The organism is Enterobacter asburiae (assembly GCF_007035645.1).
GTDB lineage: Bacteria > Pseudomonadota > Gammaproteobacteria > Enterobacterales > Enterobacteriaceae > Enterobacter > Enterobacter asburiae_B.
The window spans coordinates 2,622,423-2,638,544 of sequence record NZ_AP019632.1 but is presented as its reverse complement, the minus strand read 5'-3'; the positions used below and the strand labels follow the sequence as shown (position 1 = coordinate 2,638,544).

Genomic DNA, 16,122 nt, shown 5'->3' with positions numbered 1-16,122 from the left:
AAAGCACATGTTAAGCATTAAAGATTTACAGGTCAGCGTAGAAGACAAAGCCATCCTGCGTGGCCTCAATTTTGACGTCAAGCCGGGTGAAGTTCACGCCATCATGGGGCCGAACGGCTCCGGGAAAAGTACGCTTTCTGCGACGCTGGCGGGGCGCGAAGATTATGAGGTAACCCACGGCTCGGTGGAGTTTAACGGCAAAGACCTTCTGGAGATGTCGCCGGAAGACCGCGCGGGAGAGGGCATCTTCATGGCCTTCCAGTACCCGGTCGAAATTCCTGGCGTCAGCAACCAGTTCTTCCTGCAGACGGCGCTGAATGCGGTGCGCAAGTATCGCGGCCTGGAGGCGCTGGACCGCTTTGACTTCCAGGACCTGATGGAAGAGAAGATCAAGCTGCTGAAAATGCCGGAAAATCTGCTGACCCGTTCGGTGAACGTTGGCTTTTCCGGCGGCGAGAAAAAGCGTAACGACATTCTGCAGATGGCGGTGCTGGAGCCCGAGCTGTGCATTCTGGATGAAACCGACTCCGGTCTGGATATCGACGCCCTGAAGATTGTCGCTGACGGGGTGAACTCCCTGCGCGACGGCAAGCGTTCGTTCATTATCGTCACCCACTACCAGCGCATTCTGGACTACATTAAGCCGGATTACGTTCACGTGCTTTACCAGGGGCGTATTGTGAAATCCGGTGATTTCACGCTGGTTAAACAACTGGAGGAGCAGGGCTATGGCTGGCTTACCGAACAGCAGTAATGCGCTCCAGCAGTGGCACCGGCTGTTTGAAGCCCAGGGCGGCACGCGCTCTGAGCAGGCGCAGCAGCATCTGCAGCAGATGCTGCGTCTCGGCCTGCCGACGCGTAAGCATGAGAACTGGAAATACACCCCGCTTGATGGCCTGCTGAACGCCGAGTTTGTGACCCGCCTGGCGGATCTCATCCCGGCGCAGCGTGACGCGCTGGCCGTAAACGTGGACGCCGTGCGCTTGGTGTTTGTCGACGGTGAGTTCCGTCCGGAGCTGAGCGACGCCCTTCAGGGGAGCGGATTTGAGATTGAGATAAACGACGATCGCCAGCCCCTGAGCGCCCCGGTTCAGCCTGAGGTTTTCCTCCACCTGACCGAGAGCCTGGCCCGCAGCGTGACGCATATACGCGTGAAGCGTAACCAGCGTCCGGCAAAACCGCTGCTGCTGATGCACATCACCCAGGGTCTGGACGGCGACGAAATCAACACCGCGCACTATCGCCACCATCTTGAGCTGGCGGAGGGGGCGGAAGCCACGGTAATCGAACATTACGTCAGCCTTAACGATGTCCGGCACTTTACCGGATCGCGTCTGACGATGAACGTTGCCGCCAATGCCCAGCTTCACCACGTCAAGCTGGCGTTTGAGAATGCGCAGAGCCACCACTTTGCCCATAACGATATTGTGCTGGGTCAGGATGCCGCGGCGTACAGCCACAGCTTCCTGCTCGGCGGGTCGGTATTGCGCCACAACACCAGCACGCAGCTTAACGGTGAAAACACCACGCTGCGCATCAACAGCCTGGCGATGCCGGTTAAATCTGAAGTGTGCGACACGCGCACCTGGCTTGAGCACAACAAGGGCTACTGCAACAGCCGCCAGCTGCACAAAACTATCGTGAGTGATAAAGGGCGCGCGGTGTTTAACGGACTGATTAACGTGGCGCAGCACGCCATTAAAACCGACGGGCAGATGACCAACAACAATCTGCTGTTAGGTCGCCTGGCGGAAGTGGACACCAAACCGCAGCTGGAGATCTACGCCGACGACGTGAAGTGCAGCCACGGTGCGACGGTCGGGCGCATCGACGACGAGCAGATGTTCTACCTGCGTTCCCGCGGTATCGACCAGCAGGCGGCGCAGAAAATGATTATCTATGCGTTTGCCGCCGAACTGACGGAAGCGCTGAACGATGGTCAGTTGAAACAGCAGGTGCTGGCGCGTATCGGTCAGCGTCTGCCTGGAGGCGAAGCATGAGTTTTCCCGTCGAGAAAGTACGGGCAGATTTTCCGGTTCTGACCCGTGAAGTAAACGGTCTTCCTCTGGCCTATCTGGACAGCGCGGCCAGCGCGCAGAAGCCTAACCCGGTAGTGGATGCGGAAGCCGAGTTTTATCGCCACGGCTACGCCGCCGTGCATCGCGGTATTCATACCCTGAGCGCCGAGGCGACCCAGCGTATGGAAAACGTGCGCACGCAAATTGCTGCCTTCCTCAATGCGAAATCGCCCGAGGAGCTGGTCTTCGTGCGCGGAACCACCGAAGGGATCAACCTTGTCGCTAACAGCTGGGGCAACGCGCAGGTCCACGCAGGGGATAATATTATCATCACCCAGATGGAGCACCACGCCAATATCGTGCCGTGGCAGATGCTCTGTGAGCGCGTTGGCGCGCAGCTGCGGGTCATTCCGCTTAACCTTGACGGGACGCTGCAGCTTGAGCAGCTCGACGCACTGCTGGATGACCGCACGCGGCTGGTGGCGGTCACCCAGGTCTCCAACGTGCTGGGGACGGAAAACCCGGTGGCAGAGATTATCGAAAAAGCCCACCAGGCCGGCGCGAAGGTGCTGATTGACGGCGCCCAGGCGGTAATGCACCACGCGGTTGACGTTCAGGCGCTGGACTGCGATTTCTACGTCTTCTCAGGCCACAAGCTCTATGGGCCGACCGGGATCGGCGTGCTCTACGTGAAGGAAGATATCCTGCAGGCGATGCCGCCGTGGGAAGGGGGCGGCTCGATGATCGCCACCGTCAGCCTGACGGAAGGCACCACCTACGCGCGCGCGCCGTGGCGTTTTGAGGCGGGTACGCCCAACACCGGCGGGATTATCGGGCTGGGGGCGGCGGTTTCCTACGTCTCCGCAATCGGCCTTGAAAGCATTCAGGAGTACGAACAGCTGCTGATGCACTATGCGCTTGCCGAGCTTGCCAGCGTGCCGGATCTGACCCTCTACGGGCCTGCCGACCGGCAAGGGGTGATCGCGTTCAATCTCGGGAAACATCACGCCTATGACGTGGGCAGTTTCCTCGATAACTACGGCGTGGCGGTCCGTACCGGGCACCACTGCGCCATGCCGCTGATGGCGTTTTACCAGGTGCCGGCAATGTGCCGCGCGTCGCTGGTGATGTACAACACAACGGAAGAGGTCGACAGGCTGGTGGCGGGGCTTAAGCGCATTCACCAGCTGCTGGGCTAACGGAGAGGCGAAAGATGGCAGAACTGCCGGACAGAGACAAATTGCTGCGCAACTTTGGGCGTTGCGCAAACTGGGAAGAGAAGTACCTGTATATCATCGAGCTGGGGCAGCGTCTGCCGCCGCTCGGTGAAGAGGCGCATAACCCGGAAAATATTATTCAGGGCTGTCAGAGCCAGGTGTGGATTGTGATGGAGCAGTCTGACGACGGCACGATAGCACTGCACGGCGACAGCGATGCGGCCATTGTAAAAGGGCTTATTGCGGTCGTCTTTATTCTTTATCACCGGATGTCGGCGCAGGATATTGTCGCGTTCGATGTCCGCCCGTGGTTTGAAAAAATGGCCCTCACACAACACCTCACCCCGTCTCGTTCCCAGGGACTCGAAGCGATGATTCGCGCGATTCGCGCCAAAGCTGCAATCCTTAGCTAGAATTACAGAACAGCATTCATTCTGTTTCGCGAGGTGGTTCCCGCCTCGCTGGTTTTTCAGCTTTCTGGCGTCCTGCCAGTGAATAAGGAATCTCAGCATGAAGCGCGCGTCTCTCATAACTCTATTACTCCTCAGTTCGCTCGGCGCACTTAATTCGGCCCGCGCGATGGACTATCCGTTGCCGCCCGCAGGCAGTCGCCTGATTGGGCAAAATCAAACCTACACGATACAGGAAGGGGATAATAAGCTGCAGACCATCGCCCGCCGGTTTAATACCGCGGCGCAGGTGATTCTGGAAACGAACAATACCATTGCGCCAGTCAACCCGGCGCCGGGAACCGTCATTACCATCCCGTCGCAGATGCTGCTGCCGGACACGCCGCGCGAGGGGATTGTGGTGAACCTCGCTGAGCTGCGGCTCTACTACTTCCCGCCGGGAGAAAACATCGTTCAGGTCTTCCCGCTCGGCATCGGACAGCTGGGGCTGGAAACGCCGGTTACGACCACGCGCGTAAGCCAGAAAATCCCGAATCCTACCTGGACGCCCACGCCGGGCATCAGAGCCCGCTCTCTGGAGCAGGGAATCAAATTACCGCCGGTGGTACCTGCCGGGCCAAATAACCCGCTGGGACGCTTCGCACTGCGTTTAGGCGTGGGCAACGGGGAATATCTCATCCATGGCACCAGCGCGCCGGACAGCGTTGGCCTGCGCGTCAGCTCCGGCTGTATGCGGATGAACGCCCCGGACATTAAAGCCCTGTTTGAACAGGTGCGGGTTGGCACGCGGGTACAGATTATCAATGAACCCGTGAAGTTCTCCGTGGAGCCGGATGGTAAACGCTATATTGAAGTCCATCGCCCGCTGGCGCAGGCTGAGGGAGAAAACCCGCAGGTCTCGCCCATTACCCACTCCGCCGACTTTGCGACCTTTGTTTCTCAGGCGGGAAGCGATAAGGCGCTGATCGAGAAAGCCCTGTCACGCCGCGCCGGGATCCCGGTTATCGTGTCGTCAGAGAGCGGCCCGTCGGCCAGCAATAGCGTGTTGTCGGTGCAGAACAGTCGGGTGTCCGCTGCGGTAGCGGAAGATGAAGGGGAGAAGGTGACGCAGTAGCCGTTTGACGCAGGCAAAAAAAATGGCGCACAATGTGCGCCATTTTATTAACAGGTACTATTACTTACGGTATTTAGTAGCCTGGTTGTCCAGACGCTGGTTAGCGCGAGCTGCGTCGTCTTTAGCAGCCTGAACGTCGGAACGGATTGCGTTCACGTCGTTGCTCAGCTGGTCAACTTTAGCGTTCAGAGTCTGAACGTCAGAAGACAGCTGATCGATTTTAGCGTTGCTGGAGCAACCAGCCAGCAGAGTAGAACCCAGGATTACCGCGCCCAGTACCAGTTTAGTACGATTCATTATTAATACCCTCTAGATTGAGTTAATCTCCATGTAGCGTTACAAGTATTACACAAAGTTTTTTGGGTTGAGAATATTTTTTTGATGGGAATACACCTATTTTTGATCGTTCGCTCAAAGAAGCATCGAATCGGCCCTTTTTGAGCAAAAATCTATGTAAAAAAAGGCATTTATCATCGGATTCATCTTAGATAATTCGCAATTAAATAGAAAAACCCGATTTGCAATTTGAATGACTTTAGCTAATGCCAGGAATAAAAAAAGCGCCCGGAGGGCGCTTTTTATCAAAATTAATTCGTTCGGGAATTATTACAGCACGTGAACAGATGCGGTATTGGTGGTTCCGCTTGGCACCAGCGCGCCAGAAACCATGACCACAACGTCACCTTTCTGTGCCAGACCACGATCAACCAGCTCCAGAGCCACTTCTTTACCCAGACGGTAGAAATCATCCGTAGACGCGATCTCTTTCACCAGGTGAGGGATCACGCCTTTGCTCAGCACCAGCTGACGAGCCGTGGTTTCGTTGGTGGTCAGCGCCAGGATAGTCGCATCCGGGAAGTATTTACGCACCGCGCGAGCAGATTTACCGCCCTGGGTCGCAACCACGATCAGCGGTGCTTCCAGCTTCTCAGCCGTCTCTACTGCACCGCGGCAAACCGCTTCGGTGATGCGCAGCTTGCGGCTGTCGTTGTTGTAGTCCAGACGGCTTTTCATTACGCGGTCGGTACGTTCGCAGATGGTGGCCATGATGGACACCGCTTCCAGCGGATATTTACCTTTTGCGGATTCGCCGGACAGCATAACGGCATCAGTACCGTCGAGGATGGCGTTAGCCACGTCGCCTGCTTCTGCGCGGGTTGGGCGTGGGTTTTTGATCATGGAGTCCAGCATCTGCGTTGCGGTGATAACCACTTTGCGCGCGCGAACGCATTTCTCGATCATCATCTTCTGCGCGAAGATCACTTCTTCAACCGGGATTTCTACGCCCAGGTCACCACGTGCAACCATGATGCCGTCAGACGCTTCGAGGATTTCGTCGAAGTTGTTCAGGCCTTCCTGGTTTTCAATTTTGGAGATGATCTGGATCTTCTCGCCGCCGTGCGCTTTCAGGTGCTCACGAATTTCAACCACGTCAGAACGCTTACGGATGAAGGAGGCCGCAACAAAGTCAACGCCTTGTTCGCAGCCGAAGATCAGGTCCTGTTTGTCTTTTTCGGCCAGTGCTGGCAGTGCGATAGAGACGCCCGGCAGGTTAACGCCTTTGTTTTCGCCCAGGTCGCCGTTGTTCAGCACCTTACAGATAACCTTGTTGCCTTCGATCGCGGTGACTTCCATACCGATCAGACCATCGTCTACCAGCACGGTGTTACCGACGGACAGGTCGTTGGTGAAGCCTTCATAGGTCACTGCAACGATTTCGCTGTTGCCGACAACGGATTTGTCGGTGGTGAAGGTGAAGGTCTGGCCCGCTTTCAGAGAGACGTCGTTACCGCCTTCCAGTTTGATGGTACGGATTTCTGGACCTTTGGTATCCAGCAGGATCGCAGCTTTTTTACCGGTCTTGCTCATTACGTTGCGCAAGTTCTGGATACGCTGACCGTGTTCTGCGTAATCACCGTGGGAGAAGTTCAGACGCATCACGTTCATGCCGGCGTCCAGCATTTTGGTCAGCATCTCTTCAGATTCGGTTTTCGGGCCGATAGTACAAACAATTTTCGTCTTTTTCATGACAGTCTTAGTCTTTAAGTTGGGAAGGATATGGAAATCTCGCTCCGGGGGCGCACCGCCGCGGAGTCAAACCTGTGTTGCAAAAGAGTATATGACACGCACTAAGGATAGGAGACATCAAATGAGCGTGCAGAAGAAAGTGTGCCTGATTGACAGCCCAACGAAGGAGAGGAGAAGTTGTACGTTGTTTTTTGTATTCCAAGCGCTGAAACCATTCACCAGGGATTAGGCGCGCATTATACGCTGATTTTAAGATAAAAGGAAAATGGAAACGGTGTTTCAGAAATAATCTGTGCAGTTTCACATAATATTGTTATCAAGGCGTTAAGCCATGATGACAACTTATGGCGGCAGGTGATTGACCTGCCGCGTTTTGCTTATTTTTGCAGCGCCTGGCTGAGATCGGCAATCAGGTCTTTCGGATCTTCAATCCCGACTGAGAGCCGAATTAGCTGCGGCACAATGCCGTTAGCCAGGCGTTGCTCCAGCGGAATCGAGGCATGCGTCATGCTGTAAGGCTGGCTCACCAGACTTTCCACACCGCCGAGGCTTTCCGCGAGGGTGAACAGCTTCAGGTTGCGAATCACCTCGGTGGCGCGTTGCGCATCGCCTTTTACCACCACGGAAATCATCCCGCCGGGCAGGGCCATCTGCGTGCGGGCAAGTTGATATTGCGGATGCGATTCCAGGCCGGGATAGAACACCTTTTCGACCAGAGGATGCTGCTCCAGCCATTGCGCAATCGCCAGCGCGTTGGTGCTGTGCTTTTCTACCCTCAAAGCAAGCGTGCGAATACCGCGCAGCGTCAGGAAGCTGCTGAATGGATCCAATACGCCGCCTACCGCGTTTTGCAGATAGCCCAGCTTATCCGCCAGTTCCCTGTTGTCCCCGACAATCGCCAGCCCGGCCACCACGTCAGAGTGGCCGTTCAGGTATTTGGTGGCGGAGTGCACCACGATATCGAAACCTGACTCCAGCGGACGGTGGATCACCGGTGACGCGAAGGTGTTATCCGCCACGCTGATGACGTTATGACGGCGGGCGATCGCCGCAATGGCCGCCAGATCCGCCAGCTTCAGCAGCGGGTTGGTTGGCGTTTCGACCCACACCATGCGGGTATCCGGGCGAATGGCGGCCTCGAGACCAGCTAAGTCGTCCGGTTTAACCCAGCTGACCTGCAGGCCGGTGCTGCGCTTGCGCACGTTTTCAATCAGGCGATACGTCCCGCCGTAAACGTCATCAATGGCGACAATATGGCTGTCTTTATCCAGCAGTTCGAGCACCGTGGAGATGGCCGCCAGACCGGAGGCGAAGGCGTAGCCGCGCGTGCCGCCTTCCAGTTCAGCGATGGCGGTTTCCAGCGCATGGCGGGTAGGGTTGCCGCTGCGGGAATACTCATAGCCGGTATGCTCGCCGGGTGACGGTTGCGCAAACGTTGAGGTGGCGTATATCGGCGGCATGACGGCACCGTGCTGGTCGTTGAACTCGCCGCTGTGTACGCTCAGGGTAGCCAGGTTTTTCATCATCGATTCCTTTATTGCTGAAGACGGTTGCGCCAGGCGGTCAGAACGTCGCTGCGCGTAATCAGACCGAGAAAACGGTCGTTGTCATTAATCACGGCCACAAGACCGCGGTCGAAGATGGCGTTCAGGGCGCTTTCCGGGGCGTGTTTATCAAGAAACTCCACCTGACGCGTCATGGCTGCCGTCACCGGAAGCGCGAAGCGGTCTCCGTCGCCGCCGATGTGCCGCAGGAGATCCCACTCGTCGATAATGCCCACCACCTTGCCGTTCTCCAGCACCGGCAGCTGGGAGATGTCATACAGGCGCATGCGTGCCAGTACGGTGGAAAGCGTGTCGTCCGGGGCGGCGGTAACGGTGGCGCCTTCATCGTGGCGCAGGGCGATATAGTCGGAGAGATCGCCGGCCTGAGGGCGCGTGATGAGCCCTTGCTGACGCATCCAGTCATCGTTGAACATCTTCGAGAGATACTTATTGCCGCTGTCGCAGGCGAAGGTCACCACGCGTTTCGGCGCGGTCTGCGCCTGGCAATACTTCAGCGCGGCCGCCAGCAGCGTGCCGCTGGAGGAGCCCGCCAGAATGCCTTCCGTTTTCAGCAGATCGCGCGCGGTGGTGAAGGCCTCGCGGTCGGTGATGCGCCAGGCGCGATTCACCCCTTCAATGTGGGCCAGCGGCGGAATAAAGTCTTCGCCAATACCTTCAACCAGCCAGGAGCCCGCGTCGTGATAGCGTCCGGTTTCCACCTGGTCGGCGAGAACCGATCCGGCCGGGTCTGCCAGGACAAACTCCGTGTGCGGAGAGTGCTCGGCGAACCACGCCTGCAGGCCGCCCAGCGTACCGCCTGAGCCGACGCCCACCACGATGGCGTCGATCCGCCCGTCAAGCTGCTCGTACAGTTCCGGTGCCGTGGTGGTGCGGTGCGCCAGCGGGTTGGCCTCGTTATTGAACTGGTCGATGTAAAACGCGCCGGGCAGCTCGTTGGCCAGGCGCTGGGCGTAATCCTGGTAGTAGGCAGGGTGGCCCTTGTTAACGTCGGAGCGGGTCAGCACCACCTGGGCACCCAGCGCGCGCAGGTGGAAAATCTTCTCGCGGCTCATTTTGTCCGGCACCACCAGGATCAGCGAGTAGCCTTTCTGGGCGGCAATCAGGGCCAGGCCGAGACCGGTATTCCCCGCCGTCGCCTCAATAATCGTGCCGCCCGGCTGCAGCTGGCCGGTACGCTCCGCTTCGTTAATCATCGACAGCGCAACGCGATCCTTAATAGAGCCGCCCGGATTCTGGTTTTCCAGCTTCAGGAACAGCGAGCAGGGGCCAGTATCAAGCTTGTGCAGCTGGATAAGCGGGGTACGGCCAATCAGTTCAGTGACGGAGTGGTAAATCGTCATGATGTTTTCCTTTCTGGATGTCATGACGGGATGATAGAGCGGCGAAATTTTCGCAATAAAGAACCATTCACTGCTCTTTAGAACAGAAAAGAATATAAATGCCATTTTTGGATGTCAGGACAGCAAGACGTAAAGTTGTCTGGATGTGAGGATGGCTATATCGGCAGGAAATGCTGAAAAAATGAGCGTTTTTAGCGGGCATCTGCCAGCAGATATGCATCCGGCAGATAATCATTGCTGAAATTGATCTAAATGCTTCCCACCCTGTAAATCCGCTGTTTATTTCCGAAAGTTATAACAAATTCTTTTTTGTTCATTTGAAAGCTGATAACGCCTGTTTACTATCGTTTGGACATCCATACTGCTAAACAGCCATGCGCGAAACGGATAAAGAATAAGAATGATCGTACTCAGGAATATTTCGAAGGTTTTTGACAACGGAAAGGTCGCGCTGACTGCCGTTGATAACGTCAATTTGACGATAGAACAGGGACAGATTTACGGAATTATCGGCTACAGCGGAGCCGGGAAAAGCACGCTGATTCGTCTGCTGAATGGCCTGGAAAAACCCAGCGCCGGAAGCGTGACCATTAACGGGCAGGATATCTCTGCGGCCAAGGGTGAAGCGCTGCGCCAGGCGCGCCTGAAAATCAGCATGGTGTTCCAGCACTTCAACCTGCTGTGGTCGCGCACGGTGAGCGAGAATATCGCTTTCTCGATGCAAATCGCCGGTGTGCCAAAAGCCAGCATCAAGGCGCGCGTCGCCGAGCTGGTGGAGCTGGTTGGCCTGAAGGGGCGCGAGAATGCGTACCCGTCCCAGCTGAGCGGCGGGCAAAAGCAGCGCGTCGGCATTGCGCGCGCTTTGGCTAACAGCCCTGACGTGCTGCTCTGCGATGAAGCCACGTCCGCGCTCGACCCGCAGACCACCGATCAGATCCTCGATCTGCTGCTGGATATTAACCGCCGCTTCAGGCTGACCATCGTGCTGATCACCCACGAGATGCACGTGGTACGCAAAATCTGCGACCGCGTGGCGGTGATGGAGAACGGTAAAGTGGTGGAAGAGGGCGACGTGCTGAGCGTCTTTACCCATCCGCAGCAGCCGATTACGCAGCAGTTTGTCCGTCAGGTGAGCCAGTACGCCGAGGAAGAAACCTTCAATACCGAACTGGCAAACGATTTGGAAGGCACGGTCATCAGGCTGACCTTTACCGGGCACAGCACCCATAAGCCGATTGTGGGTGAACTGACCCTGCGCTACGGCCTGCCGTTTAACATCCTGCACGGGAAAATGACGCAAACCGCCCACGGGGTGTTTGGTCAGCTCTGGGTAAATGTCGTGGCATCCGATGAACAACTGAACAATATCCTCGCCGACCTGCAGCACAGCGATATTGAAGGCGAGGTGATTAAACATGGCTGAGAATCTCTTTCCGCATCTCAAGTGGGATCAGCTCTGGGCGGCGACGCTGGAGACGCTGTACATGACCGCGCTGTCCGGCGTGGCGACGTTTGTGCTGGGCATCGTGCTGGGGCTGGCGCTGTTTTTAACCGCGCGCGGCGGGCTGTTCCACAACCGCACGGTCTACAGCGTGATTTCGATTGTGGTGAACGTGTTCCGCTCTATTCCGTTCATCATTTTGATTGTCCTGCTGATCCCGTTCACCAAGACCGTCGTCGGCACCATTCTCGGCGCCAACGCGGCGCTGCCGGCGCTGATTGTAGGCGCCGCACCGTTCTACGCACGCCTGGTGGAGATCGCCCTGCGTGAAGTGGATAAAGGCGTCATCGAAGCAACGCGCTCGATGGGCGCACGACTGAGCACGTTAGTGTTTCGGGTTTTACTGCCGGAATCATCACCCGCACTGGTATCGGGTATTACGGTGACGCTCATTGCGCTGGTGAGCTACAGCGCAATGGCGGGGGTGATTGGCGCCGGCGGTTTGGGAAATCTGGCTTATCTGGAAGGATTCCAGCGCAACCATGGTGACGTCACGCTGGTGGCAACGGTGACCATTCTGATCATCGTTTTCATTATCCAGTTCTGCGGCGATGTCATTACTTCACTGTTAGATAAACGCTAATAAATACACACAGGAACCACATCATGAAAAAAACACTGACACTGATCGCCGCCGCAACCCTGAGCGCCCTGAGCTTCGCCTCCTGGGCCGACACCCTGACCGTGGGCGCATCCAACACGCCGCACGCCGAAATTCTGGAGCAGGCTAAGCCGATTCTGGCGAAGCAGGGTATCGACCTGGAGATTAAACCGTTCCAGGACTACATTCTGCCGAACACCGCGCTGGCGGGTCATGACATCGACGCGAACTATTTCCAGCACATTCCTTACCTGAACAGCGTGCTTAAGGATCATGCGGGCGATAAAGACTACGATTTCGTCAGTGCGGGCGCGATCCACATTGAGCCAATCGGCATCTACTCCAAAAAATACAAGTCGCTGAAAGACCTGCCGGAAGGTGGCAAGATCATCATGCGTGACGCGGTTTCTGAAGAGGGGCGCATTCTCTCCATCTTCGAGAAAGAGGGCGTGATCAAGCTGAAGCCGGGCATCGATAAAGTGACCGCGCGCATCAGCGACATCGTTGAGAACCCGAAAAAGCTGAAGTTCACGCCGAACGTGGAAGCCTCTCTGCTGCCGCAGATGTACAACAACAACGAAGGCGATGCGGTGGTGATTAACGCCAACTACGCGATTGACGCCGGTCTGGATCCGGTTCACGACCCGATTGCGGTAGAGAGCGGTGAAAACAACCCGTACGCCAACATCATTACCGTGCATCGCGGTGACGAGAAGAAGAAAGATATCGTTGCGCTGGTGAACGTGCTGCACTCGAAAGAGATTCAGGACTGGATCCGCACCAAGTACAAAGGCGCGGTCATCCCAGTAAACAACTAATTTACTGATTTTACAGATGAAGCCCGGCGAGTCTCTCGCCGGGCTTCTTTTTTGTATCCGGCAGGAGAATCATTTAAGCTCAACGTTTAACAGGCAATGGAGTGATGACGATGGGTAACGTGACCAAAGATGAAGCGCTGTATCAGGAGATGTGCCGGGTGGTCGGGAAGGTGGTGCTTGAGATGCGTGATTTAGGGCAGGAGCCAAAGCATATTGTCATTGCCGGAGTCCTGCGTACCGCGCTGGCGAACCAGCGCGTTAAGCGCAGTGAACTGACAACCGAAGCGATGGAAACGGTGGTTAAAGCGCTGGCCGGGTAATGCGCCAGCGTTTCGCAAGCTGTTCGAGCGAGCAGCAGAGCAGGTAGTAGACCACGCCCGTAAAGATAAAAATGGCCGCCGGGTAGATTTGCACCCGGTTGTTGACCTGTCCCGCCACCGTGGTCAGTTCCGGTACGTTCACGATAAACGCCAGCGACGTATCCTTCAGCAGGCTGATAAAAATCCCCACCAGCGACGGCAGAATATTCCTCAGCGCCTGCGGCAGCAGCACGCGCAGGAGGGTTTGCTGCGTGCTGAATCCCTGAGACAGTGCGGCCTCGTACTGTCCGGACGGTAGCGCGTTAAGCCCGGCCAGCACCGAGTGCATCACCGTTGCCGCGGTAAACCAGGCCAGGGCCAGCGTGACGGTCAGCGCTCCCGGCAGATCGCCCCCGGTCATAAGCGGCAGGAGATACCACATCCAGAAAATCACGAAGATGAGCGGGATGCCGCGGATCAGCTCTGCCCATAAAAAGAGGGCCTTTCGCACGAGCCCGGTAAAGCGCCAGGCCAAACACGCGAGCACTATCCCACCGGGCAGGGCGATGACGGCGGCCCCGGCCGCCATCATCAACGACAGCAATACGCCCCCCGGTTCACCCGTCGCCGCGCGTCCCCACAGCAGATAGTCGAGGTTATCGGTGATGACGTTAAGTCCGGCAATCATGTTTTTCACTCCCTGTGGTGGCGACGCCTGGGCGTTTACGTTTCGCGTCAGGCCCGATGCGAACCAGCACCAGCCCCATGACCAGGCCGGTCAGCAGATAGAGTGCGGTACCGAGGGTAAACGCCTCCAGCGCGTGCGCGTTATAGCTCTCGATCTGCCTGACCTGATAGGTCAGCTCGGCAAAGCCAATCCCGCTCGCGAGCGAGGAGAGCTTCATCAGATTAAGGTACTGGCCCACAACCGGCTGCCAGGCGTTGGCCAGGCCCTGCGGCAGAAGGATGTAACGAAACAGACGCCACGCGGAGAATCCCTGCGCGAGCGCCGCCTCCCGCTGTCCGGCAGGTACGGAACGTAACCCCGATTCCACCTCTTCGATTAAAAACGCCGAGGTAAAGACGCCCAACCCCCAGGCAGAACATAAAAATTCGGGCGTAAACCACCAGACGTCGCCGGGCAGAATTGACCAGCTGTGATCCGCGTTCACCGCGTCGCGGAACGCCTGCGGTAGCCCGTTCCAGGCGGCAAAATACCAGAACAGCAGCTGCACCAGCAGCGGCGTATTGCGAAACAGCGACACCCAGCTGCTGACGACCGCGTTCCCGGGGCGTCCGCCGGAAAGGCGCAGGAGCATAAAGAGCAGTGCGAGCAGGCTGGCCAGCAGCATCCCGGCAAGCGTGACCCACAGGGTGGTGAGGAATCCGGAGAGTATCCACTGCAGAGGCTGTCCGGTCAGTACCCCCTGCCAGTCGAGCGCGGGCATTACAGATGCTCCTGATGCAGCGGGTTGAGCACCTTCTGCAGGAACCGCTGCGCGCGCGGATGCGACGGCTGGCTGAAAAATTGTGCCGGCGGCGCCGTTTCCAGAATTTGCCCGCCGTCGATAAAGACAATCCGGTCGGCAATTTCCCGGGCAAACTGCATCTCGTGGGTCACCACGATCATCGTGATCCCGCTGTGGGCGAGGGCTTTCATCACGTACAGCACTTCACCAATCATCTCCGGATCCAGCGCGGAGGTGGGTTCATCGAACAGAATGATTTGCGGTGAAGAGGCCAGGGCGCGGGCAATCGCGACGCGCTGCTGCTGTCCACCGGAAAGCTCTGCCGGGAAATGGTGGGCTTTTTCCAGCATCCCGACCTTCTCCAGCAGGGCCAGCGCGCGCTCCTGAGCTGGCTGCGGCTTCCAGCCGTGAACGTGCTCCAGCGCCAGGGTAATGTTCTGGCTGGCGGTGAGGTGGGCGTAAAGATTGAACTGCTGGAACACAAACCCCACGCGGCTGCGCAGCTGGCGCAGCCCGGTACCGGAGAGCTTTGCGGTAGGCTTGTTGTCGACCAGAATCTCCCCGCCGCTCAGGGTTTCAAGCTGGTTGATGAGACGAATCAGGGTGGATTTACCGGAACCCGAAGGGCCGAGGATGGCGACCACTTCACCGGGCGTGATGGTGAGGTTAATGTCGTTTAAAACCTGATGGTCACCGTAGCGTTTGTCCACATGACGAAACTCGACGCTGGCCTGTTCCAGATGTGAAAAATCCGCGGCACCGGCCGCGGAGTGTGAAAATAAACCTGAGAGCATAATTATCTGGCTTCTATTTTAAAGGCGCGAGGCTGTGGGGAAGGCGTGTTTGGGCCAAACCAGACATCGTAGATTTTTGCTGCCTGACCGTTCTTCTCGAGATTAACCAGCTCGTCGTTAACGGCCTTCAGCAGCGCCGTTTCACCTTTCTTCACCCCAACGCCAATCTCTTCTTTGCTGAGCAGATCGGGCAGGATTTTAAAGTTCGCTTTATCCGGCGCCTGCGCCAGCAGACCGGCCAGAATGGTGCTGTCCTGGGTGATGGCCTGTACGTTACCGTTGCGCAGCGCCGTCAGCGCCAGCGGAATATCGTCATACGAGAGCACGCGTGACTGCGGGAAACGCTGGTGCAGCGCCTGCTCGCCCGTCGTTCCTTTGACCGCGCCAATACGCGCCCGGCTGTAGTCATCAAGCTTGTCCGGTGATTTAGCCGGCACCAGGAACTGCTGACCGGTGACAAAGTAAGGCGTTGAGAAATCAATCACCTGCGCGCGTTCCGGAGTGATAGTAATATCCGCCACGATCAGATCGGCTTTTCCGGACTGCAGCAGCGGAATACGGTTAGCCGGATTGGTGGCAACCAGTTCAAGCTTCACGCCGAGCGATTTTGCCAGCGCTTTGGCGAAGTCCACGTCATAACCCACGATCTCGTGCGTTTTGGCATCAATAGAGCCAAACGGCGGGTTGGCGTCAAAGGTGGCCACTTTTACCACCCCTGCGGCCTTAATATCCGCCAGCTGATCGGCCTGTGCCTGCGCTGAAAGCAGGCTGCCCGCCGCCAGTAATCCCAGAACCAGTGTCCGTTTTGTAAACCCTTTCATGTTTGCTGCCATAGTCATTCGCCATCCCGTTGTTTTTGTTTTACCCCGCTACGCTCCCATAAGCGAAAGCTATCGCCAAATAAGAAATCGTTCTTTGCTATGAGCAAAAAAGCATTAGTGAACAACG

General features: G+C 57.0%; 18 protein-coding genes. 9 read left to right on the top strand and 9 right to left on the bottom strand.

Annotation, left to right across the window (positions count from 1 at the left end; translation table 11 throughout):
• Positions 1-7: 7 nt before the first annotated feature.
• From sufC to ldtE, 5 genes are all read left to right on the top strand, one after another.
• On the top strand, positions 8-754 hold the full coding sequence (sufC, locus tag FOY96_RS12535) for a Fe-S cluster assembly ATPase SufC (RefSeq protein ID WP_143347180.1): 747 nt from the start codon (positions 8-10) through the stop codon (positions 752-754).
• Positions 729-2,000 carry a Fe-S cluster assembly protein SufD gene (sufD, locus tag FOY96_RS12530; protein WP_143347179.1) on the top strand — a complete coding sequence of 424 codons (1,272 nt, stop codon included), beginning with the start codon at positions 729-731 and terminating at the stop codon, positions 1,998-2,000. Before sufC ends, sufD begins: the two co-directional genes overlap by 26 nt.
• The gene (gene sufS, locus FOY96_RS12525; RefSeq protein WP_143347178.1) at positions 1,997-3,217 is read left to right on the top strand and encodes a cysteine desulfurase SufS; all 1,221 of its coding nucleotides are present in this window, start codon (positions 1,997-1,999) and stop codon (positions 3,215-3,217) included. Before sufD ends, sufS begins: the two co-directional genes overlap by 4 nt.
• Before the next feature lie 14 nt (positions 3,218-3,231).
• A complete protein-coding gene (gene sufE / locus FOY96_RS12520; protein ID WP_028012869.1) occupies positions 3,232-3,648 on the top strand; it encodes a cysteine desulfuration protein SufE in 417 nt (138 codons plus the stop codon).
• 97 nt (positions 3,649-3,745) lie between these two features.
• The gene (gene ldtE, locus FOY96_RS12515) at positions 3,746-4,759 is read left to right on the top strand and encodes a L,D-transpeptidase LdtE (protein WP_039262109.1); all 1,014 of its coding nucleotides are present in this window, start codon (positions 3,746-3,748) and stop codon (positions 4,757-4,759) included.
• Between the two features lie 60 nt (positions 4,760-4,819).
• On the opposite strand, the gene lpp is transcribed toward ldtE, so the two are convergent.
• The 5 genes from lpp to FOY96_RS12495 all read right to left on the bottom strand — a co-directional run bounded on the left by lpp (position 4,820) and on the right by FOY96_RS12495 (position 9,692).
• Positions 4,820-5,056: a murein lipoprotein Lpp gene (lpp, locus tag FOY96_RS12510; protein WP_010430241.1), complete on the bottom strand. Its 237-nt coding sequence runs from the start codon at positions 5,054-5,056 to the stop codon at positions 4,820-4,822.
• A 309-nt stretch (positions 5,057-5,365) separates the two neighbouring features.
• Positions 5,366-6,787 carry a pyruvate kinase PykF gene (gene pykF / locus FOY96_RS12505; RefSeq protein ID WP_029739779.1) on the bottom strand — a complete coding sequence of 474 codons (1,422 nt, stop codon included), beginning with the start codon at positions 6,785-6,787 and terminating at the stop codon, positions 5,366-5,368.
• A 7-nt stretch (positions 6,788-6,794) separates the two neighbouring features.
• Positions 6,795-7,091 (bottom strand): protein YnhH, encoded by a 297-nt coding sequence (ynhH, locus tag FOY96_RS23365; protein ID WP_432612584.1) that lies wholly within the window; start codon positions 7,089-7,091, stop codon positions 6,795-6,797.
• Positions 7,092-7,164: 73 nt separating this feature from the next.
• Entirely contained in the window at positions 7,165-8,310 is a 1,146-nt protein-coding gene (locus tag FOY96_RS12500; RefSeq protein ID WP_045887795.1) for a trans-sulfuration enzyme family protein, read from the bottom strand.
• 11 nt (positions 8,311-8,321) lie between these two features.
• Positions 8,322-9,692, bottom strand: coding sequence for a pyridoxal-phosphate dependent enzyme (locus FOY96_RS12495; RefSeq protein ID WP_032657782.1), 1,371 nt, complete (start codon positions 9,690-9,692; stop codon positions 8,322-8,324).
• Between the two features lie 400 nt (positions 9,693-10,092).
• Between FOY96_RS12495 and FOY96_RS12490 the strand changes: the two genes are divergently transcribed.
• The 4 genes from FOY96_RS12490 to fumD all read left to right on the top strand — a co-directional run bounded on the left by FOY96_RS12490 (position 10,093) and on the right by fumD (position 12,932).
• Complete coding sequence (locus FOY96_RS12490) at positions 10,093-11,115, top strand: methionine ABC transporter ATP-binding protein (protein ID WP_143347177.1); 1,023 nt, start codon at positions 10,093-10,095, stop codon at positions 11,113-11,115.
• Positions 11,108-11,776 (top strand): methionine ABC transporter permease, encoded by a 669-nt coding sequence (locus FOY96_RS12485; protein WP_008500617.1) that lies wholly within the window; start codon positions 11,108-11,110, stop codon positions 11,774-11,776. The genes FOY96_RS12490 and FOY96_RS12485 overlap by 8 nt, the downstream gene beginning before the upstream one ends.
• A gap of 23 nt (positions 11,777-11,799) precedes the next feature.
• Complete coding sequence (locus tag FOY96_RS12480) at positions 11,800-12,612, top strand: MetQ/NlpA family ABC transporter substrate-binding protein (protein ID WP_008500616.1); 813 nt, start codon at positions 11,800-11,802, stop codon at positions 12,610-12,612.
• Positions 12,613-12,722: 110 nt separating this feature from the next.
• A complete protein-coding gene (fumD, locus tag FOY96_RS12475; RefSeq protein WP_008500615.1) occupies positions 12,723-12,932 on the top strand; it encodes a fumarate hydratase FumD in 210 nt (69 codons plus the stop codon).
• On the opposite strand, the gene FOY96_RS12470 is transcribed toward fumD, so the two are convergent.
• Genes FOY96_RS12470 through FOY96_RS12455 form a run of 4 tightly spaced genes read right to left on the bottom strand, consistent with a single transcriptional unit; the run spans position 12,913 to position 16,007 of the window.
• Complete coding sequence (locus FOY96_RS12470; protein WP_032657777.1) at positions 12,913-13,599, bottom strand: amino acid ABC transporter permease; 687 nt, start codon at positions 13,597-13,599, stop codon at positions 12,913-12,915. The genes fumD and FOY96_RS12470 overlap by 20 nt on opposite strands.
• On the bottom strand, positions 13,583-14,359 hold the full coding sequence (locus FOY96_RS12465) for an amino acid ABC transporter permease (RefSeq protein ID WP_039262345.1): 777 nt from the start codon (positions 14,357-14,359) through the stop codon (positions 13,583-13,585). The genes FOY96_RS12470 and FOY96_RS12465 overlap by 17 nt, the downstream gene beginning before the upstream one ends.
• On the bottom strand, positions 14,359-15,174 hold the full coding sequence (locus FOY96_RS12460) for an amino acid ABC transporter ATP-binding protein (RefSeq protein WP_039262344.1): 816 nt from the start codon (positions 15,172-15,174) through the stop codon (positions 14,359-14,361). Before FOY96_RS12460 ends, FOY96_RS12465 begins: the two co-directional genes overlap by 1 nt.
• Before the next feature lie 2 nt (positions 15,175-15,176).
• A complete protein-coding gene (locus FOY96_RS12455; RefSeq protein WP_161798672.1) occupies positions 15,177-16,007 on the bottom strand; it encodes an ABC transporter substrate-binding protein in 831 nt (276 codons plus the stop codon).
• Positions 16,008-16,122: the final 115 nt, after the last annotated feature.